The following is a 22550-nucleotide window of genomic DNA, read 5'->3' as shown; positions in this document are numbered from 1 at the left end:
AATCAGGTGACGTGAACAATCACCAGCCTGCCATGACCGCCCCCTCTCAGCGAATTTGCAGAACTCTCAGCACACAACCATCCGGCGAGCATCTCGCTGATCAGTCGACCATCGCTTTGGCAAACACTTGGCTACGGAATTCGCCTGACAGAGACGGACGACCAAAAGTCAGGTGTTTTGGGCGCTCACTGCGTCGTCTCAGCCAAGTGTTGCCCACTACCGGGCACTAACCCACGGAAATGTCGGAGCAATTCTGAGACTGATGGAAACTCCGGAAATCGGGTGGACTGGATGGTGGGCCCGGAGGGACTCGAACCCCCAACCAAGCGGTTATGAGCCGCCGGCTCTAACCATTGAGCTACAGGCCCCACGCGCGCTGGATTAGTGTTTTTCCTTGCGCGGCACAAGGCTTTCCGGACGGGCTGGCCGAGATCGCCCAAATCAGCCCATATTCGCGCCCTAGTCGACAGGCGCGACTGGATCGCACACCGAGGAGATTTTCATGACCAGACATATTTTGCCGCTCGCACTTGCCGCCGCGATCGCTTTTCCGGCGATGGCAAGCGCTGCCGATTCGCTGCCCCCGCCCCGCATCATCGTGTCGGGTGAAGGCCAGTCGACCGTGGCGCCTGACCTGGCGCTGCTGACGCTCAGCGTCATGCGCGAGGCCAAGACCGCACGCGCGGCACTCGACGCCAACAACGACGCCATGGCCGCCGTGATCGCGGCAATGAAGTCGGCAGGGATCAAGGACCGCGACCTGCAGACCGCCGGCATCCAGATTAACCCGCGTTACAACTACACCAACAAACCGGACGGCAGCCAGGAAGCCGAGCTTGTCGCCTACCAGGTGACCAACACACTCTCGGTGCGCATCCGCGACATCGACAAAACAGGTGAGATTCTCGACAAGGCTGTGTCGCTCGGCGTCAACCAGGGCGGCGGCATTTCGTTCTCCAACGAGGATCCGAAAGCTGCCGTCACCGAAGCCCGCAGGAAGGCGGTCGCCGATGCCATGGCCAAGGCCAAGACGCTGGCTGAAGCCGCCGGCGTCAGCATTGGCCGGGTGCTGGAAATCACCGACCAGAACGTTGCGCCGGCGCCGATGCCGATCAATGCCAAGGCCTTCGATGCGGCAGGCGCCGCGGTTCCCGTGCAGGCCGGCGAGAATGCCTACGCCGTGCAGGTAACAGTGACATTCGAGCTTAAGTAGCAGGCCACCGGGCCGGGCGCGGTTCTGCTGAACCCGTCGGCCGGAACCGCAGATTTCCGACGTGAAAAACCCCGGAGGACTGGCCTCCGGGGTTTTTTCGAGCCGCACCTTTCCGCGGAGGGAAAGGGGCTCCTGGCTGACCCTAGAAGGGTCATGCCGCTACTCCAGGCTGATCCTCGCAGAGGAGCATGCCTCCGGATCGACCTTCGCAGAAGGTCGTATCCCAGACTGATCTTCGCAGAAGATCAGTCTGGTTCTCTTAGCGATAGATAACCGGGCAGCCGCGCTCATTGGCGAACACGACCACTACGCGATCGCCATACTGGCGGCCGGCGACCTTCACCACGCGGCGATTGACATCGACGATGCGGACGCGGTGCAGGCCCATGCGCTCGGCCTTGTCGAGGGCGCGGTCCGGCGAGCAGCGGCGCCAATTGCGGTCACGGCGAAAGCCGTCCTCATCGTCGCCGGTGTAGACGCCGACGCGGCGGTCATGGTTGTTGCCGAAGCCGAGATAGATCGAGTCCGCCTGGGCGGGCACTGCGGCAAGGGTGCCGAGAGCTACGAGACCCGAAAGGGCTGCCGTCTTGAATGAGTTGAACATTGTCTTCTCTCCTTGTTGAGGGCTTGCGCCCGTCTTGGTCGAACCGATGGGGGGAGAATGCTCCTTGCAATCTGAACTCTTCGCGAACCGGCCGTTCATTTTCGGTTAATCTGCCCGACAGGTTGAAAGCAACCGCCCCTTCCACCGCTGCAAACGATCCTGACCGTCAAAAACGTCCAATGGCGCAGAACGCCCTATGGCAGCGTCCGTTCCAGAATGTTCAGGGCTCGTCATCGAGCATATAGTCGAAATAGTCGTCCGGCTCGGCCAGATCGGTCTCACTGGCGCGGACGCGGCCGCGCATGGAGATGCCGGCATCATGAACGGTCTCGGCACTTCCCGACACCAGCCTGTGCCACCAATAGAGGTCGTGCCCCTCGGCAACCAGCCGGTAGGCACAGGTTTTCGGCAGCCACGTGATGGTGCGCACATTCTGCGGCGTCAGCCCGACACAGTCCGGCACGCGCGCCAGCCGGTTGGCATAGTCCGAACAGCGGCAGCTTTGCCCATCGAACAGCCGGCAGCCGACTGATGTCCAGTAGATCTCGCCGGTATCCTCGTCCTCGAGTTTAGACAGGCAGCATTTTCCGCAGCCGTCGCACAGCGATTCCCACTCGGTGGGCGTCATCGCTTCCAGCGTCTTGGTCTTCCAGAACGGCGTTTCCATTATGGGTCGAGATGTGGCCTCCGCATGCGGCAAGGTCAAGCTGTTGTGTGACTTCAAGTTCCGGCCGCACCATAGGAAAAACATGAAGTTGCCTTCAAAACGCCGGTCAATCGTCCTTGGGTGCGGGTAATGCCTGCAAACCGGAACCAATCCGGTCAAGGACAGTTTGGGCAGGGATGGGACCCCACAAGGAGAATTTAAGATGAAACGCCAACCACGGGTACTGGCAGGTACGGCACTTGGCCTGCTTATGGCATCCGCGCCGTTGGGCGCATCCCCGTTGCAGGGCAACGCCGTTTTCGGCCCCTTGCAGCACACGGCCGCGCCACTGATCCTGGTCCAGGACGACCCTGCTGCAGATGGTCAGCAGACCGACCAGGAACTGCCGCGCAAAAAGAAACGCCAGCAGGCCGAACAGGCAGCGCCGGCCGCCGAGCAGCCTGCACCGGCTGCAGAGCAACCCGCCCCTGCCGCCGAGGAACAACAGCCGCGCAGGAAGAAGCGGGATCAGCAGCAGACCGAGCAGGCCCCGGCCGAACAGGCCGCACCTGCCGCCGAGGAACAGCAGCCGCGCAAAAAGAAGCGCAATCAACAGCAGCAGATCGAGGCGGCGCCTGCGGACGAGGGCGGCGCCCAGGCAGCGCCGGCGACCGATGAGCAGCCGCTCAAGCCACGCAAGAAGAAGCGTGACCAGCAGCAGATCGAGGCAGCACCGGCTGAACAACCGGCCGAACAGGTAGCTCCGGCAAATGAAGAACAGCCGCTAAAGCCACGCAAGAAGAAGCGCGACCAACAGCAGATCGAAGCGGCGCCCGCTGAACAGCCGGCCCAGCAGCCTGCCGAGCAAGCAGCGCCCACCGAACAGGTGGCGCCGGCAAACGACAACAAGTCGGGCAAGAAAAAGCGCAAGCAGGATCAGCAGATTGAGGCCGCGCCTGCCGACAAAGCGCCAGACGTCAAAGTTGCGCCTGCCGGAGAGCCCGCGCCGCAGGCCGAGCCGATTCAGCCCCCGGCCGATCAGCAAGCGGCTCCCGCCGAAGGTGAACAGCCGAAGGATCAGGCGAAAAAGCACGGCAAAAAAACTGTCGGCGAACAGCCGGTGACGGGCGAACAGCAGCCTGCGACCGGTGAACCACAGCCTGCGGAGCAACCGGCCAATGCCGAGCAGCCCGCGCAAGGTGAGACGCCGGCGCAAGGCGAAGCCACGGCCAACCCCGACGAAGCACCCATCCTGGACAGCCAGAAGGATGCCAGGCGCAAGCACCGCAAGGACCAGGGCGGCAACAGCCAAAATGGGAACGGCCAAAATGGGAACGGCCAGAATGCTGGCGGCCAGACGGGCGAGCAGCCCGCGCAGGGCGGCACCGAGGCGCAAGCCCCGAAGCCGGCTCCGGTCGACCAGGGACCGCCGCCCACCGACGACAAGTCAGCTCAGCAGGCAATTCAGCCAGAAAAGATCGCCCCGGTGACGGAGGAAAAAGGCAAACGCGTCGAGCGTGCACCCGATGAGAACGTCCGCGACCGCCGGCGTCCGAAAGGCGTCGACGTCGTCAAGGAACTCGGCGACCGCGTCATCCTGCAGTTCAACAACCAGACGATCGTGGAAAGCAATGACGCTCCGCGCATGCACCGCGGCGCCAGGAATGTTTACTATGAGGAACTGTCGGGCGATCGCTCTCGGGAAATCGTCGAGCGCGACAATGGCATCCAGATCGTCACCATCCGCAACCGCAATGGCGACGTCATCAGGCGATCGCGCATCACGCCGGATGGGCACGAATATGTGCTGAGCTATGTCGACGAGCGCAGCTATGACGACGACAATGACTGGCGCGATCCCGGTGACGACCTGCCGCCGATGCGGCTCACCATCCCGCGCCGCGAGTACATCCTCGATTCGGAAGATGTCGAAAGCCCGGACGATTATTACGAGTTCCTCGAACAGCCGCCGGTGGAGAAGGTCCAGCGCCTCTATTCCATCGACGAAGTGAAGCGTTCGGCGCGCGTGCGCGACATTGCCCGTCGCGTCGACCTCGACACATTGAACTTCGAGTTCGGCTCGGCCTCGATATCCGACACCGAAGTGCAGAAACTGGAAGGCGTCGCCACGGCCATGGAGAAACTGTTGAAGAAGAACCCGGCCGAAACCTTCCTGATCGAAGGCCACACCGATGCGGTTGGCACGCCGGAGGCAAACCTTGCTCTGTCCGACCGGCGCGCTGAGTCTGTCGCCGAAGCGCTGACCAATGCCTTCGGCATCCCGCCGGAAAACCTGACCACTCAGGGCTATGGCGAGGAATACCTCAAGGTCAACACCACGGCGCCCAACCGCGAGAACCGCCGCGTCGGCATCCGCCGCATCACCTCGCTGGTGGCACCGGTGGCGAGTAACAATTGATCTGCTTCCAATGGCTTGAGCAGCTTTCTGGAATCAGATCGACAACAAGGACCCATCCCGGCAGACCGGGATGGGTCGAGCTGCGGACAGCAATCCCGGTCAGCAAGAATTTGTACTGGTATTAGAACCGGCTCATTGAATAGAGCGGCCGCCCTCCCCAAATTCAAGGCTGGGCGTTCCCTGCCCCGTCCCGACTCCAGCGGGATGCATTGAACCCCGCCGGCCCTCCCGGCGGGGTTTTTTTGCGCCGCAATTTGCCTTGCAAACCGCGGCAAGCTGACCGAAATACCCCAGTCGACCTCAGAAAGCTCACCGGAACCGCTGCATGAAACGTCTCGAACTCGCCATCGAATCGATCATCCTCGCCTCACGCTGGCTGCTGGTGGTTTTCTACATCGGGCTGGCCCTGGCGCTCGCCGTCTATGCGCTGTCCTTCGGCAAGAAACTCTACGAGTTCGTCATGGTCGCCTTCACACTCGACGACACCGACACCATCCTGAAGATGCTCGGCCTTATCGACGCCGCACTTGTCGCCTCGCTGGTGGTGATGGTGATCATCTCCGGCTACGAGAATTTCGTCAGCCGTTTCGACGACCAGGATGGCGGCGTACACTGGCTGGGTACCATCGATGTCGGCTCGCTGAAGGTCAAGGTCGCCTCGACCATCGTCGCTATTTCCTCGATCCACCTGCTGCAGGTGTTCCTGAATTCGTCTTCCTATACGATCGACCAGCTGATGTGGCTGACCATCATCCATCTCGCCTTCGTCGTCTCGGCGCTGATGCTGGCCTATATCGACCGGCTGATGGGACTGAGCAAAGGCAAGAAGGGGGAGGAGTGATGAGCCCCTTTCTCCCCGTTCATGGGAGGTGAGGCTGGTCCGCACAGCGGGCGAAAAGCCAATTGCTTGGTTTTTCGAACAACGCCGGCAGGTGGATGAGGAAGCAGCGCCGTCGGCCTGTGATTTCCGTCAGTAGATGCTTTTGACGTTCGTCGGCGAATTGGCAAATACCGCGTCCGGCACGAAAAAGTCGCCGGCCAGCGGCCCGGTCGCGCCCGGCGCGTAGGCCGCGAAATCGGTCACGCCCTCGGCCCGCAGCACCTCTTCATCGATGTAGAAATTGCCTGATGTCTCGCGCGATGGCCGCAGGAAGATGGCGTGTGCGGCATCGGCCATGATGTCGGGCAAGCGGCTCATCGCCGCGACCGTCGCGCCACCGAGCAGATTGCGCACCGCCGCCGTGTCGATGGTCGAGATCGGCCACAGCGAATTGACCGCGATGCCGTCCTTGGCAAACTCGGCGCTCATCCCCAGCGTGCACATCGACATGCCGAACTTGGCCATGGTGTAGGCGACGTGGTTCTTGAACCATTTGGCCTTCATATCGAGCGGCGGTGCCAGATTCAGAATGTGAGGATTCTTAGCCAACTTCAGGTGGGGAATGCACATTTTCGACACCAGGAAAGTGCCGCGCGTGTTGATCTGGTGCATCAGATCGTAGCGCTTCATGTCGGTCTCCAGCGTGCCGGTGAGCTGGATGGCGCTGGCATTGTTGACGCAAATATCGATGCCGCCGAACTTTTCGACTGTCTTGGCAACCGCCTCAGCCACCTGCGCCTCCTCGCGGATGTCGCACAAAACAGGCAGCGCCTTGCCGCCGGCCTGCTCAATCTCCTCAGCTGCCGAGTAGATCGTGCCCGGCAGCTTCGGGTGCGGCTCGGCGGTCTTGGCCGCGATCGTCACATTGGCGCCGTCGCGCGCAGCGCGCAGCGCGATCGAAAGACCGATGCCGCGCGACCCGCCGGAGATGAACAGCGTCTTTCCCTTTAGCGACATGTCTTGGCACCTCCCTTGCTACATCACTGACGCGAACCATTGCGCGGCGGCAATGCACTGCGCAAGGCCTCGGCAGCCTGCAACGGGTTACGCAACGTAGGCTCAAAGGGAAAAGGGGGTTAGACCAGCACCAGGCCCTGCCGCATAGCGATCGCGATGGCATCCGTGCGGTTCGCAGCACCCAGCTTGATCAGGATCGCGGCGACGTGGAACTTTGCCGTATGCACGGAGATGTTCAGCCGCCGCGCGATCACCTTGTTGGGCGCGCCTTCGGCCAGCAGCGCCAGCACTTCGGCCTCGCGCGGCGACAGCGCCGGACGGGCGGTAGCGCCATCGTCCAACAGCTCCTCGCCGAACAGCCCGCTATGGCTTCCGCCGTTGGCGGCGCCATCGAAATCGTCGTGGCGAGCGGGCGTCGAACGCCCATCCCTGGACACCCGGTAGCCGGCCGCCGCTAGTCTGACGGCAGCCGCGATCAGATTCGCATCCGACGCCAAAGGCAGCACGGCAAGCACCCGGTTTTCCGGCCGGCCAGCGCTCGCGGATAGCAGCACCCGTGGGATTGCGCTGTTGCCACCATCGGCCCGATCGAGCCAGGCCGCACTGTTCGCAACAGCGTCATCGACGACAGCGACGTCGGCAATCCCGCTGCCGGCCACGACCGGAAGCAGATCGTCCGCCATGGCAAGCGAAGCCGACAGGCGCTCGGCACGCGCGGCATCGCGCAGCGCGATCAGGACCACGAGCTGGCGTCCGCCGCCCGCCACCTCCGGCCCACCCGCCTGCGATCCACTCGCCTCCGGCCTTGTCAGCGTGTCGCTTTCCATCGGCCCTCTCAGCTCAGCGGTTTTTCACCGACGGTCAGCGCGACGTCGCGCTGCTCGCCGCCGCGCACCACGCCGAGCGTCACCGCAGCGCCCGCGCTATCCGGCCCAAGCTTTCGGATCAGTTCGCGCGGGCCGTGCACGGCCTCGCCATTCCACGCCACGATGATGTCGCCCAGCGCAAGGCCGGCGGCCTTGGCCGGACCATTGTCGTCGAGGCTCATGACCATGGCGCCGCGCGCCGCGCCGTCACGGATCGGGTGCAGGCCGGCGCCGAGATAGCCGCGCGCGACATGGCCCTTTTCACGCAGCGTCGCCACGGCCCGCTCGATCGTCTCATAAGGCATGACCAGCGCACGACCACGTGGCCCAAACAGCAGCATGCCGATCAGCGCGCCCTTGGCGTCAAGCACCGGCCCGCCCTCGAAACGGCCGCCGGCATTGACGGCGAGATTGATGCGCCGATCGATGCTGCCGCCGCGCATCGAGCGCCAGGCGGGGCCGACCTCGCCGACCGAACCCGATACGGCCAGCGCCGAACCCTGACTACTGCCGATGGCGATGGCAAGATTGCCGGGCCGTACCGCGTCAGCCTTGGCCAGCGCAGGCGCTGCGGCAGCGCCGGCCGGCTTCAGAAGCGCTACGCCGGTCGACGGATCGCGACCGACCAGTTCGGCCTTCACCGCGTCGCCCGAAGCCAATGTCAATTCGATCTCCTCACCGGCCTCGACAGCTTCCTCGGCGGTGACGAAATAGCCGTCACGCCAGTGGAAGGCGCTGGCGGTGCGATGGTGATGGGTGGTGAAACTTGCCGTTGCCGGCGCAGCCTTGGCGGCGAGATCGGCGATGGCGTCGGAAAATGCATTAAGGTTGAAGTCACTCATGATGATCTCCTGGGTTTTCTCATGCCCCAGATATCGCTCGGCAGTGCGCCCGGAGGTACTCGTCTGACGGCTAGTTACTGGTGTGACTGGCCATCTGGTCAGGTCGCGGCAGTTCGAGCCGCTCCGCACATATAGTCATCATCGCGCCTGAAAACACGGAGCCCCGCCAATGGCCCTCGCCGCCCACAAATTCGAAACCGACGACACACTGCTCGACGCCTATTCGACGACAGTCGCCGACGCCGTCGACCGCATCGGCCCAGCCGTCTGCCGCATCGAGCGCGTCGGTGGCCAAGGTGGCCATGGCTCCGGCTTCGTCATCGCGCCGGACGGGCTGGTCGTTACCAATTTCCATGTCGTTGGCGATGCCAAAACGGTGCGCGTCTCTATGCCCGACGGCGCCTCCAGCGAAGGCCGCGTGCTAGGCAGCGACCCCGACACCGACATCGCGCTGGTGCGCGCGGATGGCAGCTTCACCGAAGTCGCGCCGCTCGGCGATTCCAAGCGGTTGCGGCGCGGCCAGATCGCCATTGCCATCGGCAATCCGCTCGGCTTCGAATGGACCGTAACGTCAGGCGTGGTCTCCGCACTTGGCCGTTCGATGCGCGCCTCGACCGGGCGGCTGATCGACGATGTCATCCAGACCGATGCCGCGCTCAATCCCGGCAATTCCGGCGGACCGCTGGTGTCGTCGGCAGGCGAAATCATCGGCGTCAACACCGCCATGATCCACGGCGCGCAAGGCATCGCCTTCGCGGTCGCTTCCAACACCGCCAACTTCGTCATTTCGGAGATCATCCGCTTCGGCCGCGTGCGGCGCGCCTTCATCGGCATCTCGGCCGACACCACCAGTTTGCCGCGCCGCGCAGCGCTCCTGTCGCAGGTGACCACCAGTACTGCGGTGCGGCTGCGCAGCGTCGAGAAAGACGGACCCGCGGCGAAGGCCGGCCTCAGGGAAGGCGACATCATCGCGGCGATAGACGGTCGCCCGGTCACCGGCGTCGACGACCTCGTGCGCATGCTCGACGCCGAACGCATCGGCCGCGAGACGCTGTGCACAGTGGTGCGCCGCACCGGCGTCAGCCAGGTGACGGTGACGCCGGTAGCAAGGGCGAGCTGAGCCTTTATCGAGGCTTGAGCACCCGCCCGAGCAGCGACACCAGCAGTCGCGCAAGGTCACCGGTCGGGTCGAGGTCGGGATCGTAGATCGTCATGTCCAAGCCGGTGCAGCGCTGGTCCGCTGCCAGCGCCGACAGAATGGCAACGAGTTCATCGGGGTCGATGCCGGGGCTGCCGGGCGAATCCACCGCCGGCATCACCGTCTGGTCGAGCACATCGACATCGAGATGCAGCCAGTAGGGACAGCTGGCGCGCGCCAGCGTCGCTCTTGTCTTTTGCAACACTCCAGCCGCGCCGAGTTCCTGCGCGGCAAAGACGTCGATGCGCGTGACGGCGGTCGCATTGATGTCGGGCCAGGCAAGATCGGCATCGCGGCTCTCGCGTTCGCCGATCTGAACCACCGCCTCGTCGGCGACGAGCGGACCGACAACACCTGGCCATTGCGCCAGCAAAGCCTCGCCGCGTCCGGTGGCAAGTGCCAGATCCATGCCGGCAGCCGAGCCGAGTGAGGCATTGACATCGTAGTTGCCGGGATGGCGGAAATCGCTGTGGCCATCGACATGGACCAGGGCGACCGCGCCCGAGCGCCGCGCGGCGACCAGTGCGCCAAGCAGGATCGAGCAGTCGCCGCCGATGATCAGCGGGAACTCGCCTTGCCCAAGCGCACCGGTGACGATCTCGGCAAGATCGAGGTTGAAGCGGCGGATCGCCGGACCATTACGCAGCCTAGTGCCCGGTTGCGGTTCGGTACTGTAGGCGGGTCTGTCGAGATCGACCACCCGCCCCGGCGCCAGCGACTCGATCAAACCAGCTTGGCTCAGCGCCTGCGGCGCACGCCAGGTGCCGGGCACATGGCCCGGCTCCAAGGGCCGAAGGCCGAGATTGGATGGCGCACGAACAAGGCAGATGTCACGCATGCGGCAGGCCCAGCTTCAACATCACCAACATAGACCGCATGGTGCGGGTCCGGCCACAGCGGCCGGAGCCGCTGCCGACATTTGCTGCCATTGTTCAGGCGCCCGCCGCGCCCGCCGCGAATTGCGCCTGAAATTCCGGGCTGAGCGGGATCGGCTTGATGACGTCGATCAGCACGCCATTGGGATCCCTGGTGATGAAGTGGCGCTGGCCGAAGGGTTCGTCGCGCAGCGGGCACAGGATCGGCAGGCCGGCCGCAACGATCCGTTCATAGACAGCGTCAGAATCCCTCACCTCGAAATTGATCAGCAGCCCCGATGTGCGGCCGCGCCCCTCCTCGGGGATCGTCTCGTGGTCGCCTTGGACGATGCCGAGATTGACGCGGCGATCCTCGGCAGACTGCAGGTGCACATACCAGTCGCTCGCAAACAGCGGCTTGAAGCGGAAGTGATTGATATAGAAGGCTTTCGTGCCGGCTACGTCGCCCGTCATCAGCACCGGATAATAGCTCGTCGTCTTCATCTTTCTTTCTCCCGTCAGCCAACATACAGTTTGCATGCCATTCGAAGTAACATACAGGCTGCATGTATGCAACGAGAAACCCCGCGCCGCTCCAACCGCGACCGCACCGAAGCGACGCGCGCCGACCTGATCGCCGCGGCGCGCAAACTGTTCATCGAAAAGTCCTATGCCGAGACCGGCACGCCGGAGATCGTTGCGGCCGCCGGCGTCACCCGCGGCGCGCTCTATCACCACTTTGCCGACAAGCAGGCGCTGTTTGCCGCTGTGGTCGAGCAGGAGGCGGCGGCGGTGGCGCAAGAGATCGAGCGCGCCTCGCCGCCTTCTTTGTTTGCCTTCAATGCGCTGATTGCCGGCTCGGACGCCTATCTCGCCGCCATGCGCGCGCCCGGCCGCACGCGGCTTTTGCTGCTCGACGGACCGGCCGTGCTTGGCCGCGCCGCCATGGATGCGATCGACAATCGCCACGGCAACCGGTCGCTGCGCGAAGGCCTGGTTGCGGCGATGCGCGAACAGTCGATGACCAGACTGCCTGCCGATGCGCTGACCGCTTTGCTCGCCGCCGCCTTCGACCGCGCAGCACTTGCCGTCGAGGCCGGCGCCTCGGCCGAAGACTATCGCGCCGTGCTCATGGCTCTGATCGATGGGCTATCTCCGGCTCTCCCTCAGGCAGGTCGTCCGGTTCGAACTCGTTGAAGCAGCCGAGCTGGCGTTTGAACTGGTCGATCAGCCAGGCCGCCGCCGGTTTCGGGCTGCGGTCGGCGCGGTGCATGGCGTAGAGCGATGAGCGCACCTCGCTAAATGGTTCAAGGTCGAGTTCCACCAGCCTGCCGCTGGCCAAATCGTCCGCGATCAGCCAGCGCGGCAACCCGCCCCAGCCCAGCCCCTCGCGCATCAACGTATGCTTGATACGCACGTCTGTCAGCCGCCATGTACGATAGGCAAAGACGCCGAAGTCGCGTCCCTTGGTGCGTTCCGACTGGTCGGTGACAACCAGCTGGGTGTGCTCGCGCGCATCCTCGAGCGCCACCGGTTTCGGCAGCAGTGCCAGAGGATGGGTGGGGGCGGCAGCCAGCACGATCGACATGAAGCCGATGCGCACGAGATGCACGTCGACCTCGCCCAGCAAGCCACCGATGCCAAGATCCGACTGTCCGCTGACGACATGGTCGGGGATCAGACCGAGCGTGCCGATATGCAGTCGCATCATCACGGTCGGGAACTGCGCCTCGAACGCCTTCAGCACCCGCACCAGCACCGGCGAGGGCAGCGCCGCGTCAACCGATAGCGCAACTTCAGCCTCCAGCCCCTGATGGTGACCGTCGGCACGCGAACGGATGCGCTGCAGCACGCCGACCATGCGCCGGGCGTCCTCCAGCATCGCCCGGCCGATTTCGGTCAGCTGCGGCTCGCGCGTGCCCTCGCGCTCGAACAGTTTCAGGCCAAGCTGCGCTTCAAGATTGGCGATGCCGTAGCTGATGACGGACTGCGCGCGGTTAAGCTTGCGGCCGGCGGCTGAGAAGCTGCCGGTGTCGGCGACCGCAACCAGGATCTGCAATTGGTCGAGCGTCGGATTGGGCTGCACGGCATACCTACTTTATGGATGGATCGTATAGAAAATATACCAGTTTTTCGAATGGGTCGGTAGGCCCATATCAGGCGGGAGAAATCAATTCCCACTGGAGAGAACCGCTATGTCTATCCTGCTTGTAACCTCGAGCCCGCGCGGCGCTGCCTCGCACTCGACCCGTATCGCTACCGAATTCGCTGAAAAGCTCGTCGCCGCCGACCCGTCGAATACGCTCGTCGTACGCGACCTCGTGGCCAACCCGCTGCCGCATATCGACACCGATTATGCGACCGGCATCTACACCCCCGTTGAAGCCCGCACGCCGCGCCAGGCCGAAGTCGTCGGCGTCTCCGACATCGTGCTTGACGAACTGTTCGCAGCCGACACCGTGATCCTGGCCACCGGCTTCATCAACTTCAACATCTCCTCAACCCTGAAGTCCTGGGTCGATCACATCTCCCGCTCCGGCAAGAGCTTCTCTTATGGCGAGGGTGGTCCCAAGGGCCTCGTCACCGGCAAGAAGGTCTACATCGTACTCGCCTCGGGCGGCATCTATTCCGAAGGTGCGGCCGTGCAGTTCGATCACGCCATCCCCTATCTGCGCGGCGTGCTCGGCTTTCTCGGCATGACCGATGTCGACGTCATCCGCATCGAAGGCGTCGGCATGGGCCCTGATGCCGTCACCGCCGCACTTGCCAAGGCGACCGCCAAGGTCGATGCCGTGGTGGCCAAGACCGCGAGCGCGCAAATCGCCGCGTAAGCACACCCCGTCATTCGCATTGAAAAGGCAGGCGCTTCGGTGCCTGCCTTCTTGCTGTCCGGGGCCGAGAGCAGGTCCACCGGCAGATGGCGTGGTGTTCGTGGCGGGGTTTTCGATGGCTGCCAACTATTCTTGCCCGTTCATCAGCTGGCCCTCATAGGTTTGGAAGCCCCCGGCATCGCCATCGGATTTGCCGTTGGTCCACGGCCAATCTGTTTTTGCACCGACGGATCGGGCTAGACTCGTGCATCCCTGTCAAAACAGAGAGGCAACTTATGGCCGAATGTCCGAGTGGAGGAGAGAACAACGGAATTGTCGCAAGCGCTGTTGCCGACGACGATCCGCGTCTCGCGTTCATCTATCAGGAGGCGGTGAGAGGTCTCACTCAACAGCAGACGCTTGTGGAGAACATGAGCACCCGCCGGCAGCCTTGTCTTTGCCACCGCATTTGCCAACTCGCTACTCGGCGGTGCGGCGCTTTCCAACGGGCTTGGGCTTTGGGATTGGACCGCAGTGGCCCTGTTGTTCGGCATCGGCGGGCTGATCGTCTTCATACTTTGGCCCTATCACCAATATACATTCCGCTTCAATCCGGAAGATCTGCTTGATCAATATGTCGACGGCGACAGGCCGACGACAATGTCAGCCATGCGCCGCGCGCTTGCCCTTCGGATCAAGGCGGACATGGCCGGCAAGTGGCGAATTATCCAGCGGCTCCGGCTGGCGTTGCAGATTGCGCTGGTTTTTCTGCTGCTCGACATCCTGGCTTGGCTATTGGCAATTGCGGGCATCTGATCACGTCTCAAGGTGCACCGGCCTCGGTCGCGCATCATACCTGCGTCCTAGGAAATGGACAGGATCTCAAGTTCGCGCGGCCCTAGTTGGACAAAGTCGCCAACGGTTTTTCCGGTCAGCGCGATGGCAACCGGCGAACCATGCGATATGGAAGCTTCAGACGGGTTGGCCTCATCCTCTCCGACGATGCGGAAGGTCTGAGTGCGGCCATCATCACGCTTGAAGGTAACGGTGTGCCCGAAGGCGATCACCTCATTAGAGGTGGGCACCGGCATAAGCTGAGCCGTACGCACGCGCTCGGCATAGTAACGCATATCTCGAACCGGAATCGCTGACCGGCGTCGCCGCTCGTTGACATCTTCCAGCACGCTAGCGGCCTCAAGAGCTTGCTGGGCGCGAGCCAATTCAACCTGCAGCGTCCTGAGGCCCGCTTCCGTGACAAGGTTGACCCGATCGGAGACAGGGCGAGCCGGCAGGATGGTTTCCGATGCTGCCTCGGCGCTTTCCTCCTTGGCAAACGCTACGCTCAATTGTCGATACTTTCTGCTTGCGGCCCACTGCCATTATTCGAGATTCTGGCGACGGATGACCGGCGCAAAACCTATGTTCGGCGCCTCGACCAGTTCGGCCCTTACCCGAACATCCTCTCGCCTTGCTCGTCGACCAGTTGCATGCCCTTCTTGATCGAGATGTCGACGGCGTCGTCCAGTCCGGCAAAGCGATCGGCGCGGATGAATTTGTGTTCCTTCATCACGCCGTCGACTTCCTTCGAAACCACGCCGCAAGTTTGGTACTGGCCGCCCTCCGCCTTGTAGGGCGTGGCGCTGATCAAAAATCCCTTGTGCTCAACCTGCTTTGCCGGTGCTGCGCTCTTGGGCTCGCCCCCCTCACCGCCACCACCGAAAAGACGCTTCAGAAAAGACATGGGGCTTCCTCCAACGGCAATCATCCTGCACCACGTCTCGCGGTGCAGGATGATTTTCAGTACCGTTCCTCAGTCGAACGGGCAAGCGTTCTCGCCAGGGGTCAACCGCGCGATAGCGCTTCCAGGGCTTCAGCGGCGGCTTCCAGGACTGCAATCGCCTCGGCCTGCTTTTCAGCCGGCGCGTCGACGAGATCGCCGAGCGCGGCACGCAGCCGGTGGCGCACGGCGCGGAACTCGTCGCGGGCTTCCGAGCGACCCCGTCCACCACGCCGTCCGCCTTCCTCGCCGTCGTCGTTCCAGCCGAACCAGTCCCGCGCTTTGGCCATCTTGCGGCCGAAGCGCTCGAGATGCTCGAGCACGCCGTCGATCATCTCGCGGTTCTCGGCGAGATGCGCCTGGCCCGCCTCGGTGATCGAAAACACCTTCTTGTTGCCGTCGGCGGCTGAAGCCGCATAGCCGGCCTCTTCCAGGAAGGTCAGCGTCGGATAGACGACGCCCGGGCTCGGGCTGTAGATGCCGCTGGTGCGCTCTTCCAGCGCCTTGATGATGTCGTAGCCGTGGCGAGGCGCCTCGGCCAGCAGCGACAGCGTGATCAGCTTGAGATCGCCGTCGGCCAGCATGCGCCCGGCACGAAACATGTCGCCCGGGCCGCCGCGTCCACCGCCACGTCCGCCGTGGCCGAACGGACCAAAGCCGCCGCCCCCTCTTCCACCAAATTTGCCTGCCATGTGCAGGAATGCGCGCTCGGCGCGCTCGCCAAAGGGATGATGTCTGTGCATGAATTGCTCCTTGAGTTATATCTTACGATACATCTTAATTAGGCCTACCCGCCGACGAGTCAAGATATATCTTACGATGCATCTAAAGGCGGCGCCAGAAGGTTGATTTCGCCGCCGCCGGCAGCTAGAAAGCGCGTGAGGGCCAAAACCTCTCCGTAAGCGTCTGACGTCAAGCAACGCATCCACCCCGGTCTTTCCGGGCAGTTCCGCCGGAAACCCGGCGCAATGGATGCCAAATGCGACGGACCGGATGTTTCAGGAAAATCCAAAAATGACCACGACCCGTAAGCGCGGCAAGCTGCCGGCGCGCTATGCCGCGATCGTCAGTCCGCTGGTGCTGTCGCTGCTGATGACCTTCATCGTCTCGTTCATATCGACGCTGAAAAGCCTTGGACTGCGACCTGATTTGCCGGCTGTCTGGCTCACTGCCTGGGGCCTGTCCTGGCTGGTAGCGTTCCCAACGTTGCTCATGGTGCTGCCGGCGGTGCGCCGCATTGTCGGCTGGCTTTGCGAGCCGGCGTCCCGGTAACGCCCATGACGGTAAGGCCCGCAGATATCTTCGGGCCTTGCCTCGCTACCAGCGGCCCTTGCGCCGGTTCCAGGCATAGAGAAGATCGGCGAAACGATCATAGGCCAAGCGCGTCAGCGGCAGCGCGACCGGATTGCCGAAGAGCGTCGCCAGCCAGCCCTCGCCCGGCGTCGCCCGCCAGACGGCAACCGCGACATCGGCGCCGACCAGCAGCCTGCCTTCGGCATCGGTGGCATGCAGCCGGCGGCGTATGTCCTCCAGCGAGGCGCTGTAGCCAGAGAGCGCCGCCGGTTCGAGGTTGATGTCGCGGAATTCGATCCGCCCGGCCTTGATCGCCTCGATCAGCCGCCGTTTCTGCCGGGTGATGCCGCCATCGCAAACCGGGCAGCGTGTGTTGTACCAGACGGTCAGCGCAGGCTTGGACATGGAGCGACTATCACCCTGACGGCACGGCCCCGCAATATGACGCCGAGCCGCACGGACCCGCGCCCAGCGCTATCCAAGCGAAGTGACGATCTCGCGATAGGCAAATTCCGGGAAAGCCTTGAGCGTTCGCGTCTTGACGCTGCCACCCGTTGCCAGCATCAGGGCGAAACGAGCAAGCACAGCATCGTCGGGCGCCTCGATAATCGCCACCATGTCATATTCGCCCATAGTCAGGTAAAACGCCTTGAACGAGCCGCCCATGTCGGCCAGTTGCTTCTTGGCGGCATCGAGCCGCTTCGGCGACTCTCGGATATTTCTGGCGCCCTGTTCCGTCCAGTTCATCAGCAGGATGTAGGTTGTCATCACACACCTCCCTCCGGCGCCACGGAGCACGGCTGAGGACATCAGCCGGGGCGGACATCCGGTTTTTCGCCCAGAACATGCATCCGACCAGGCAAGTATCCTCCCGACGGAGATGGGCGACAAGAGCCTTCACCCGGCAACGAAAAGGGGCGCCATCGGCGCCCTTTTCGAATGCTGGTCTGTTGCCGCTATCAGCTGTCGAGGAAGCTCCTCAGCTTGCGGCTCCGGCTCGGGTGCTTGAGCTTGCGCAGCGCCTTGGCTTCGATCTGGCGGATACGCTCGCGCGTCACCGAGAACTGCTGGCCGACTTCTTCCAGCGTGTGGTCGGTGTTCATGCCGATGCCGAAGCGCATGCGCAGCACCCGCTCCTCGCGCGGCGTCAGCGAGGCGAGCACCCGCGTGGTGGTCTCGCGCAGATTGGCTTGGATCGCCGCATCGATCGGCAGGATCGCCATCTTGTCCTCGATGAAATCGCCCAGATGCGAATCCTCTTCGTCACCCACAGGGGTTTCGAGCGAGATCGGCTCCTTGGCGATCTTCAAGACTTTGCGCACTTTTTCGAGCGGCATTGCGAGCTTTTCTGCCAGTTCCTCCGGCGTCGGCTCGCGGCCGATTTCATGCAGCATCTGGCGCGACGTGCGCACGATCTTGTTGATCGTTTCGATCATGTGCACCGGGATGCGGATGGTGCGCGCCTGGTCGGCAATCGAACGCGTGATCGCCTGCCGGATCCACCATGTCGCATAGGTCGAGAACTTGTAGCCGCGGCGGTATTCGAATTTGTCGACCGCCTTCATCAAGCCGATATTGCCTTCCTGGATCAGGTCGAGGAACTGCAGGCCGCGATTGGTGTATTTCTTGGCGATGGAAATGACGAGGCGCAGGTTGGCCTCGACCATTTCCTTCTTGGCGATAGCGGCTTCGCGCTCGCCCTTCTGCACCTGGTTGACGATCTTGCGGAATTCCAGGATCGAGATCGCCGTCTCGGTTGCGAGGTTCTGGATTTCCGAACGCAGATCCTTGATCGCGTCCTTCTCGTTCTTGGTGAATTCCTTCCAACCGCGCGAGGTCAGGTTGCCGATCGAGCGCGTCCAGTTCGGGTCGAGCTCGGAGCCCTGATATTCCTTGAGGAACTCCTCGCGGCGCACGCCATAGCTTTCGGCCAGGCGCAGCAGCTTGCCTTCGTTCTGCACCAGCCGCTTGTTGATGTCGTAGAGCTGCTCGACCAGCGCCTCGATGCGCGCCGTGTTGAGCGACAGCGACTTCACCGCCTTGATCAGCTGGTCCTTCAGCTCCTTCAGGCGGCGGTCCTGGCTTGGCGACAGCGTGCCGGTCGCGGCCAGACGGTTCTCGACCTGCTGGTCCTGCAGCTTGCGCAGCTTCTTGTAGGTGTCGGCGATGACGTCGAGCGTCTCCATCACCTGCGGGCGCAGTTCCGCTTCCATCGCCGCCAGCGACAGGCTCGCCTCGTCCTCGTCTTCCTCGTCGTCATCGACCAGGCCGCGCGTGTCGGCGCCGACATTGGTGATGTCGTCTTCCTCGTCGCGTCCACGCCTCGGCTTGTCCTCGGCCTTGGGCGCCTCCTCGATGCGCTCGACCACCGGCGCCTGCTTGGCTTCGGGGCCGGCATAGGTGGCTTCGAGGTCGATGATCTCGCGCAGCAGGATCTTGGATTCGTTGAGCTCGTCACGCCAGATGATGATGGCCTGGAAGGTCAGCGGGCTTTCGCAGAGGCCCGCAATCATCGTCTCGCGGCCGGCCTCGATGCGCTTGGCGATCGCGATTTCGCCCTCGCGCGACAGGAGCTCGACCGAGCCCATCTCGCGCAGATACATGCGCACCGGGTCATCGGTGCGGTCGGTCGGCTCTTTCTTGGTGGTCGTGGCGGCGACGGCGGTGCCGGTCTGCTCGGCCAGTTCGTTGGCGTCTTCCTCGGCGTCGGCATTGCTGTCGGCGGCCTCGGGCTCCTCGCTCTGATCGTCGTCCTCGACCACGTTGATGCCCATGTCGGACAGCATCGCATTGATGTCTTCGATGCGGTCCGGATCGGTCTCTTCCGACGGCAGCACCGCGTTCAGTTCGTCGAGAGTCACATAGCCGCGCTTCTTGGCGGCCTTGATCATCTTCTTGACAGCATCATCGGAAAGGTCGAGCAGAGGCCCATCGGTGGCGCCTTCACGTTCGGTCTCGACCTCTTCCTTTTCCTTTGTCGCCATAGTCTTTATCTTCTCCTAGCGGCCGAGCATCGAAGCCGCGTAGCTGCCGCACCGGTCAAACTACATGCGCTGGTGGCGCTTAACCGGGCCGGTAACCGAATCAACTCTTTTGTTTGTTCATATCGTGCCCCCAAAACCGGTTTTCACTTTTGGGCGATATGCATTAAGTCCAGATTAACCCTGATATCTGTGGCAGGCTGACAGCCTGTCCAGTGATCAGCACCTCGCGTCAGTGCATTTCCATCGACGCCGGCACGGGTTAAGGTTTCGAATCGTCCTGATTCCGTCATTCTGCCAGAAGGTCAAGCGCCTCTCGCATGATTCGCATCAAAAAAGCGAATCAATTACCCGACTTAGAGGCGTCGATTCGACGCGCAGCACGTACATCATCCATTCTTGCGCAGGTTTCGACCTACACGCGCCCACCCCTGCCCGAGGACACACCGAAGCCTTCGATCAGCGCTTCCGTTGCTTGTACATCACGGAACTGCGCCTGAATCTCGATGAGGTGCCGGTAGTTTTCGTCAGTGGGATCGCTGGCGAGCGCTGCTTCCGCCTGTTTCAGCTCCTTATGTAAGGTGCGCGCGCTGCGCTGCAAGTGCAGCGCCTGGTTGAAGGCGTCGCGGGCATCGTCAAGCGCTGCGGTTTCCAGCGCGGGCCATTGCCTGGCCCGTTGGATGAGCGCCACGGCGCGCCCCCAGATATCGCTGCAGCCGGCACGTTCGATGGTGGCGATCACCGCGCTACGGTCATTGGCCATGTCGTGCGCCATCGCATCGAGGATGGTGGCGTGCAGCCGCTGCAGATCGGTGTTGGCGAGATCGAGGAACTCGACATGGGCGAAGTTCTCGTCGATCAGCGCCGGATGGTTGACGAGGGCTACGATGATCGTCGCCTCGCGCACCGACATCATCTCGCCACCGCGTTTGACCATGGCGGAGCGGCCGAGGCTTTCGGTGATCGCGGCGCGCGCGCCTGCCCCGCTGCCTTTGGCGAACTGTCCGCCGGGTGCGGGCGTTTTGCCCTGCCCCGGTTTCCAGTCCTGGCGACCTTGCCGCACTTCGCGCTGGGCGCTGAAGAAGGTCAGCTCCCGCTCGCGCATCCACTGCTGGTAGTGGTAGCGCTGGCTCTCATCGCGGATGCGGCTGGTCAGTTCGCGCAGCGTCTTTGTCAGCCCCGCCCGCCGCTCCGGCGTGTCGAAGACGCCACCGGATGTCTCACGCATCCACAACAAATCAGCGAGAGGCCGCGCTTCCGCCAGCACGGCACGAAACGCGTCCGGCCCTTCTGCCTTGACCAGATCGTCGGGATCCTTGCCCTCCGGCAACAGTGCAAAGCGCACCGACCGCCCGGCCTGCACCGACGGCAGCGCGAGATCCGCGGCCCGCCACGCCGCCTTCAGCCCGGCCTGGTCGCCGTCGAAGCACAGCATCGGCTCAGGCGCCATGCGCCACAGAAGTTCGAGCTGGTTTTCGGTGAGCGCGGTTCCGAGCGGCGCCACGGCATTCTCGAAGCCGGCCTGCGCCAGCGCAATCACGTCCATATAGCCTTCGACGGCAATCACCGTGCCGCCTTTCGCCAGCGCTTTGCGGGCTCGGGCGAAATTGTAGAGCACGTTGCCCTTGTGGAAGAGCTCCGTGTCGGGCGAATTCATGTATTTGGCCAGCGCATCGGGTGCCAGTGCGCGGCCGCCAAAGGCGATGATCTTGCCGCGCGAATCCGGGATCGGGAACATGATGCGATCGCGGAACCAGTCATAGGAGACCGGGATGTCGTCGCCATGACGCACCAGCCCGCAGGCCTCGATGTCGGCCTTGGGCACGCCCTTGGCGGCAAGATGTTCCTTCAGCGCATTGCGGCTGTCGGGCGCAAAGCCCAGCCGGAACGATTGCTGCGTCGCCGGCGTCAGCCCGCGATCCCTGAGATAGGCGCGGGCTTTTGCACCCTCCGGTCCTTGCAGCCGCTCCTGGAAGAAGGCAGTCGCCATCTCCATGACATCGGTCAGGCTGGCGCGTTCCTTCTCACGCTGTTCTTCCCGCTCGTCGCGCACCGGCATCGGCACGCCGGCCATGTCGGCGATCTTCTCGACCGCTTCGGGAAAGCTTAATCCGTCGAGCTCGGTCAGGAACTTGAAATGATCGCCCGACACCGAACAGCCGAAACAGTGATAGCGGCCCTTCTTGTCCTCGCAGTGGAAGGAGGGGCTCTTTTCGCCATGGAACGGACAACAGGCCCAATAGTCGCCGCGCGAGGCGTTGGTCTTCTTCCTGTCCCATGCGACGCGCTGGCCGATGACCGATGAAATCGGCACACGGTCGCGTATCTCATCGAGAAAGGCGGGCGGAAAGCGCATTGGGGAACTCGTTTGTCCCTCATATAATCATGCGCGCGGAATCCGACGACCCCTATTGCGGACCATACCCGGTTTCCACAGCCAAAAAGCCCGGTTTCTACAGCCAAAAGAAAGGCGGCCGTTTCGGGCCGCCTCCTTTCAAGTCTCGGCATTGCGCCGGCGAGGCCGGGCTTACTGCGCGGCAACGGCGCCGAAGATGATGCCGGACAGGACGCCGACCAGAACATAGTCGTTGCCGACGCGGATCCATTCCTGGCCGCGGCCGGGGCGATGCAGGCCATAGCGGCCATAATCGCGGATCGGCTGGTGCCGCTTCCAGCTGGAATATTTCTGGCCATTGCGCCAATGGCTGCGCTTGACGACCACCGTCTTCTTCACGACGCGCTTCCTGACATCGACATGCTTGCCGGGCCTCTGCCAGTCGACCCGCGTGTAATTCGACTGCGGTGCGACCGGTGCGTTCACCGGTGCGGCCTGGCCGGTAAGCGAAGTGGCGGCCAGCATCGAGAAAGCGAGGGCGGGAAGAACAACACGTTTCATAGCGGGGCTCCTTGGTTGTCGATGCCTAGGGAATAGCCCCCGAAGGATGAACCGAAACTGAACACTAGCATTACATTTACGTAATGAAATCCTGTGCTTATCCTGGATATTTGAACATCATCGCAAAGGCGATTGCCGGGAGTCCGGCAAATCGGGACGATCCGCTCCCATCGCCAGGGATCCGCCATGCAACCATTTGCGCATCCGTCCATTTTCCGACACGCCCTGTCGCGCCGCGACGGCTCTTGAAATCGACAAGATTTTATTATCCGGCTAAAATATTCCGGATATTGTTCAAGACTGTCATGACCATG

Annotated in this window: 24 protein-coding genes and 1 tRNA gene; 8 read left to right on the top strand and 17 right to left on the bottom strand. The window is 63.0% G+C overall.

The genetic code is table 11. From position 1 onward, the window contains the following. Positions 1–292 precede the first annotated feature (292 nt). Positions 293–368: transfer RNA gene (locus X756_RS138160), tRNA-Ile, on the bottom strand. A gap of 134 nt (positions 369–502) precedes the next feature. Here X756_RS138160 and X756_RS138165 point away from each other — a divergent pair. Continuing rightward, positions 503–1213: an SIMPL domain-containing protein gene (locus X756_RS138165; protein WP_023731628.1), complete on the top strand. Its 711-nt coding sequence runs from the start codon at positions 503–505 to the stop codon at positions 1211–1213. Between the two features lie 259 nt (positions 1214–1472). Here the strand turns inward: X756_RS138165 and X756_RS01000000166175 are convergent, their stop codons facing one another. Both X756_RS01000000166175 and X756_RS138170 read right to left on the bottom strand, forming a co-directional pair. Continuing rightward, entirely contained in the window at positions 1473–1817 is a 345-nt protein-coding gene (locus X756_RS01000000166175; RefSeq protein ID WP_023672466.1) for a hypothetical protein, read from the bottom strand. 220 nt (positions 1818–2037) lie between these two features. Continuing rightward, positions 2038–2484: a YcgN family cysteine cluster protein gene (locus X756_RS138170; protein ID WP_023672465.1), complete on the bottom strand. Its 447-nt coding sequence runs from the start codon at positions 2482–2484 to the stop codon at positions 2038–2040. A 202-nt stretch (positions 2485–2686) separates the two neighbouring features. Here X756_RS138170 and X756_RS138175 point away from each other — a divergent pair, with 202 nt between their 5' ends. Then, complete coding sequence (locus X756_RS138175; protein ID WP_023713888.1) at positions 2687–4882, top strand: OmpA family protein; 2196 nt, start codon at positions 2687–2689, stop codon at positions 4880–4882. 325 nt (positions 4883–5207) lie between these two features. Further along, positions 5208–5723 (top strand): TIGR00645 family protein, encoded by a 516-nt coding sequence (locus tag X756_RS138180; protein WP_023672463.1) that lies wholly within the window; start codon positions 5208–5210, stop codon positions 5721–5723. Between the two features lie 129 nt (positions 5724–5852). On the opposite strand, the gene X756_RS138185 is transcribed toward X756_RS138180, so the two are convergent. From X756_RS138185 to X756_RS138190, 3 genes are all read right to left on the bottom strand, one after another. Further along, a complete protein-coding gene (locus X756_RS138185) occupies positions 5853–6719 on the bottom strand; it encodes an NAD(P)-dependent oxidoreductase (protein WP_023731627.1) in 867 nt (288 codons plus the stop codon). 119 nt (positions 6720–6838) lie between these two features. Beyond that, positions 6839–7546, bottom strand: a complete 708-nt coding sequence (locus X756_RS1000000169070) for a helix-turn-helix transcriptional regulator (protein ID WP_156941428.1) — start codon at positions 7544–7546, stop codon at positions 6839–6841. Positions 7547–7554: 8 nt separating this feature from the next. Then, complete coding sequence (locus X756_RS138190) at positions 7555–8427, bottom strand: S1C family serine protease (RefSeq protein WP_023731626.1); 873 nt, start codon at positions 8425–8427, stop codon at positions 7555–7557. 169 nt (positions 8428–8596) lie between these two features. Between X756_RS138190 and X756_RS138195 the strand changes: the two genes are divergently transcribed. Further along, complete coding sequence (locus X756_RS138195) at positions 8597–9547, top strand: trypsin-like peptidase domain-containing protein (protein ID WP_023731625.1); 951 nt, start codon at positions 8597–8599, stop codon at positions 9545–9547. A 4-nt stretch (positions 9548–9551) separates the two neighbouring features. Here X756_RS138195 and X756_RS138200 read toward each other — a convergent pair whose 3' ends face one another. Together X756_RS138200 and X756_RS138205 are read right to left on the bottom strand one after the other, a co-directional pair. Further along, the gene (locus X756_RS138200) at positions 9552–10463 is read right to left on the bottom strand and encodes an arginase family protein (protein WP_023713893.1); all 912 of its coding nucleotides are present in this window, start codon (positions 10461–10463) and stop codon (positions 9552–9554) included. A 94-nt stretch (positions 10464–10557) separates the two neighbouring features. Then, entirely contained in the window at positions 10558–10983 is a 426-nt protein-coding gene (locus X756_RS138205; RefSeq protein WP_023713894.1) for a VOC family protein, read from the bottom strand. Between the two features lie 66 nt (positions 10984–11049). Between X756_RS138205 and X756_RS138210 the strand changes: the two genes are divergently transcribed. Then, positions 11050–11676 carry a TetR/AcrR family transcriptional regulator gene (locus tag X756_RS138210; RefSeq protein ID WP_023731624.1) on the top strand — a complete coding sequence of 209 codons (627 nt, stop codon included), beginning with the start codon at positions 11050–11052 and terminating at the stop codon, positions 11674–11676. Here X756_RS138210 and X756_RS138215 read toward each other — a convergent pair. Then, positions 11609–12565, bottom strand: coding sequence for a LysR family transcriptional regulator (locus X756_RS138215; protein ID WP_023731623.1), 957 nt, complete (start codon positions 12563–12565; stop codon positions 11609–11611). The genes X756_RS138210 and X756_RS138215 overlap by 68 nt on opposite strands. Before the next feature lie 109 nt (positions 12566–12674). Here X756_RS138215 and X756_RS138220 point away from each other — a divergent pair, with 109 nt between their 5' ends. Together X756_RS138220 and X756_RS1000000170160 are read left to right on the top strand one after the other, a co-directional pair. Continuing rightward, on the top strand, positions 12675–13310 hold the full coding sequence (locus tag X756_RS138220; protein WP_023689756.1) for an FMN-dependent NADH-azoreductase: 636 nt from the start codon (positions 12675–12677) through the stop codon (positions 13308–13310). A 522-nt stretch (positions 13311–13832) separates the two neighbouring features. Then, positions 13833–14105, top strand: coding sequence for a hypothetical protein (locus X756_RS1000000170160; RefSeq protein WP_245264592.1), 273 nt, complete (start codon positions 13833–13835; stop codon positions 14103–14105). A 47-nt stretch (positions 14106–14152) separates the two neighbouring features. Here the strand turns inward: X756_RS1000000170160 and greA are convergent, their stop codons facing one another. The 3 genes from greA to X756_RS138235 all read right to left on the bottom strand — a co-directional run bounded on the left by greA (position 14153) and on the right by X756_RS138235 (position 15809). Then, the gene (greA, locus tag X756_RS138225) at positions 14153–14635 is read right to left on the bottom strand and encodes a transcription elongation factor GreA (RefSeq protein WP_023731622.1); all 483 of its coding nucleotides are present in this window, start codon (positions 14633–14635) and stop codon (positions 14153–14155) included. A 101-nt stretch (positions 14636–14736) separates the two neighbouring features. Next, on the bottom strand, positions 14737–15030 hold the full coding sequence (locus X756_RS138230; protein ID WP_023672451.1) for an HlyU family transcriptional regulator: 294 nt from the start codon (positions 15028–15030) through the stop codon (positions 14737–14739). A 101-nt stretch (positions 15031–15131) separates the two neighbouring features. Further along, the gene (locus tag X756_RS138235; protein ID WP_023672450.1) at positions 15132–15809 is read right to left on the bottom strand and encodes a PadR family transcriptional regulator; all 678 of its coding nucleotides are present in this window, start codon (positions 15807–15809) and stop codon (positions 15132–15134) included. A 271-nt stretch (positions 15810–16080) separates the two neighbouring features. On the opposite strand from X756_RS138235, the gene X756_RS138240 reads away from it, so the two are divergent. After that, positions 16081–16338: a DUF2798 domain-containing protein gene (locus X756_RS138240; protein WP_023697083.1), complete on the top strand. Its 258-nt coding sequence runs from the start codon at positions 16081–16083 to the stop codon at positions 16336–16338. A 45-nt stretch (positions 16339–16383) separates the two neighbouring features. Here the strand turns inward: X756_RS138240 and X756_RS138245 are convergent, their stop codons facing one another. The 5 genes from X756_RS138245 to X756_RS138265 form a co-directional block, all read right to left on the bottom strand. Next, positions 16384–16764: a DCC1-like thiol-disulfide oxidoreductase family protein gene (locus tag X756_RS138245; protein WP_023697082.1), complete on the bottom strand. Its 381-nt coding sequence runs from the start codon at positions 16762–16764 to the stop codon at positions 16384–16386. Positions 16765–16833: 69 nt separating this feature from the next. After that, positions 16834–17127, bottom strand: a complete 294-nt coding sequence (locus X756_RS138250; RefSeq protein ID WP_023672447.1) for a GYD domain-containing protein — start codon at positions 17125–17127, stop codon at positions 16834–16836. A gap of 191 nt (positions 17128–17318) precedes the next feature. After that, positions 17319–19343 (bottom strand): RNA polymerase sigma factor RpoD, encoded by a 2025-nt coding sequence (rpoD, locus tag X756_RS138255; RefSeq protein ID WP_023672446.1) that lies wholly within the window; start codon positions 19341–19343, stop codon positions 17319–17321. 412 nt (positions 19344–19755) lie between these two features. Next, entirely contained in the window at positions 19756–21696 is a 1941-nt protein-coding gene (dnaG, locus tag X756_RS138260) for a DNA primase (protein WP_023731621.1), read from the bottom strand. Between the two features lie 171 nt (positions 21697–21867). Beyond that, complete coding sequence (locus X756_RS138265) at positions 21868–22236, bottom strand: RcnB family protein (RefSeq protein WP_023731620.1); 369 nt, start codon at positions 22234–22236, stop codon at positions 21868–21870. Positions 22237–22550 lie beyond the last annotated feature (314 nt).

It is taken from the genome of Mesorhizobium sp. LNJC405B00 (genome assembly GCF_000502615.1).
GTDB lineage: Bacteria > Pseudomonadota > Alphaproteobacteria > Rhizobiales > Rhizobiaceae > Mesorhizobium.
The sequence above is the reverse complement of the archived record's forward strand: the minus strand, read 5'-3'. Positions and strand labels throughout refer to the sequence as shown.